Origin of the sequence: Flavobacterium sp. (assembly GCF_035760125.1) — a bacterium.
Classification (GTDB): Bacteria; Bacteroidota; Bacteroidia; order Flavobacteriales; family Flavobacteriaceae; genus Flavobacterium.
In genome coordinates, this window is record NZ_DASTTN010000314.1 from 1 (window position 1) to 2,652 (window position 2,652).

3 protein-coding genes and 1 riboswitch are annotated in these 2,652 nt (G+C 31.7%); all 3 genes read right to left on the reverse strand.

The features are described from left to right. Window positions 1–889 (reverse strand): alpha/beta fold hydrolase (locus tag VFS71_RS11300; RefSeq protein WP_326401349.1); only part of this gene is annotated, 889 nt, incomplete at its 3' end. A gap of 77 nt (window positions 890–966) precedes the next feature. Beyond that, window positions 967–1,074, reverse strand: a riboswitch (SAM riboswitch). A 236-nt stretch (window positions 1,075–1,310) separates the two neighbouring features. Beyond that, the gene (locus VFS71_RS11305) at window positions 1,311–1,520 is read right to left on the reverse strand and encodes a hypothetical protein (RefSeq protein WP_326401351.1); all 210 of its coding nucleotides are present in this window, start codon (window positions 1,518–1,520) and stop codon (window positions 1,311–1,313) included. Window positions 1,521–1,620: 100 nt separating this feature from the next. Continuing rightward, complete coding sequence (locus VFS71_RS11310) at window positions 1,621–1,854, reverse strand: PLP-dependent transferase (protein ID WP_326401352.1); 234 nt, start codon at window positions 1,852–1,854, stop codon at window positions 1,621–1,623. Window positions 1,855–2,652: the final 798 nt, after the last annotated feature.

A 2,652-nucleotide genomic window follows, 5' to 3' on the forward strand; every position in this document is an offset into this window, starting at 1 on the left:
CAATCTCTTGAAACGATACATTCGCTTTGTGCTTTTTTAATGTTTCGTATGTCTCTTTATTTTCATTTACCGAAAAAAACAAATCCGAATTGATTCCAATAATATGAATATCCGCCTCAATTTGTGAGGCTACGGCAATAAAAGATTCTCTGTTTTTGGAAATATCTATTGTTTTCAGCAATTGATTCATCAGCTTATATGCCGAAAGTTGAAAACGTTTTTGCAATTTCTTTCCGTGATGATCCAGCCAACTTTCAATATTAAAAATGGCTAATTCCTCATTGGTAGTTCGATCAAATTTTGCCTTAAAAGATTCTGGTGTTCTATAGCACAACATTGCGTGAATGCGAGCATCCTCAATTGGCTTAGCCGAATTATTCAAAATTTGTTCCTGCAAAAAACAATTGGCTATCAACCAGTCGGTCGATTTCCAGTCGGTTGCAATCGGAATTAAGTGTTTTGTTATTTGTGGTGCCAATGCGGCAATTTCCCAAGCAATTCCGCCACCCACAGAACCACCAATAATAGCAAATAATTGATTAATCTGAAGTGCCTTAAGCCCTTCTATAAAAAGTCTGGCCACATCTCTGGCCGTAAAATCTAAATAGTTCTCGATAATGGTATCGTCAAAACCATTTCCTGGCACATTAAAAGCTAGTATGGTGTATTTATTAGTGTCTATTGTTCTGTTTTCACCAATTAATACATTCCACCATCCCTTTAACCCCACAACTTGTGAATTCCCAGTTAATGCGTGATTGACCAAAACGATTGGTGCAGTATGCAATGCCGGGCCAAAAAGATGATAACTCAAATTGATCGTAGCGTAAAAAGCACCACTTTCGGTAGTGAAATTTTGTATAGTAATTGTTGTTGGTTTATTTTCCAATTTCAAATCTTTTTTGATTTTTTGATTTGTACCTGGAAATATTATGAAGAAAGCTAGAAAAACTAGTTGAATTCTTAGTGTTATCTTTCCACGTTTGGCGTGGTAGAATGCAGCACCTTCTTCGATAAATCGAAGGGTTGCTAAGGCTTCATCGGGTCTAATCCCTCTGCCTTTCTTTATAACATTTCAATACGTTTCTGAACTTAAAGGTGCAAATTAACTACAATTTTATGAAACAACCAAATTATTATTCAATTCATCTTTGAAACAATGATTGCTCATCAATTAAAAAATTGCCACGAAATGCACTAATTCTCACGAATTCCTTTTCTATTAAAAAGGGATTCCGCGTTTTTATCCGTGCATTTCATGGCAAATAATTTTTACCTACACATTTCTTGAGGTACTCATCATATAACTCTCAAATAAAAAGAGTTTCGTTTTCTTTAGAGTACATATGAAACAATAAAGAGCTCTTGCCTTTTCTTGCTTTTAAATCGAAGTTCTCATCTACATGAAATCTTGTATGGTCCAACTCTTTCGTTGGATTAAACGGTTCTGATTTTATTGCTTTTAAAATTCCTTTTTTTAGTAACTCTACTCTGTTTGTGATATATGTTATAGTTTTCATGGTACTTTATTTTTGTAATTAATGTTTGCTTTTATGGCTTATATTTTAGTTTTATTTATAGCACAATGAGTTTCGTTTTCTAAAAAATCAATTGTGCTTTTTATGCTTGTAATTCGGCAAAGACTTTTAAATCCTTCCGATCTTCTACTCTTCCCGAGAGTCGAATCAAATCTTTATTTATTCCCTTGACGACCTGTTCTGCATCTGACATTCGCTGACATCGCATATTGGCAGGTTGCATAATATAGGACTTGGCATTTTCAATATTGGCCGAAATAGAAAATAACTTTATACTGTCGGCAGTATGTTTCGCTGTAAAATTTGTTGAACTCATAATTTCTTTTTTTATGGTTATTTTAAACAAAGCTTATTCAGCTTTTTTTATTCATTTATTTAATTCTTCTTTTTGTGTCCTTTGACTACTGAAAAACAAAAAACCCTTTTAGACACATATCCAAAAGGGTTTTAAGTTGTATGATAAACTTATACTTTTGGAATCAGCAGATACAAACACACACCATGGCGTAAATACACATCATCATCGTCTTCATCGTCTTCGCCTTGTAAATGGTAACCTTAATAGTGTCGAGTTGTTGCATACTTAATTATTGATTTACTTATTCTTATTATTTTTTTAACCTTGAAATTCCAAAAAAAAAACCTCCCAACGAGTTGGGAGGTTTTTTTGCTATATATTATTTAATTTAAAATAAAGCTATATACACCTCCCCTTCCAAGTTTTCACCTGAATGGCTTTTTTAGACATATTACATAGATTAAATTTCATTTTTTACCTTTTTTATTTCTGTTGAACAAATATCTAAACTTTTTTTCAATTTTCCAAATGCGAAACATAAATTTAATAATTAAGATACAAATAATTAAAACTATAACATTCTAAACATCAAATTATTAATTAAAAACAAAAAGCATAGCCTGACGTATTCCTACATTTTTTTAACAAAAATTTCTCATTTTACTTATTTTTAAAAAATACAATTTACGCCGAAAAGAGGAAATCTTGATATTTTGAATGGATTGTTTGATAAAATAAAACTCCTATTCCTCCTAACAATATGATAACAAAAAGCAAAAGCGCATTTGGAAAAAAGGAAAAACTCAAATAACCAAT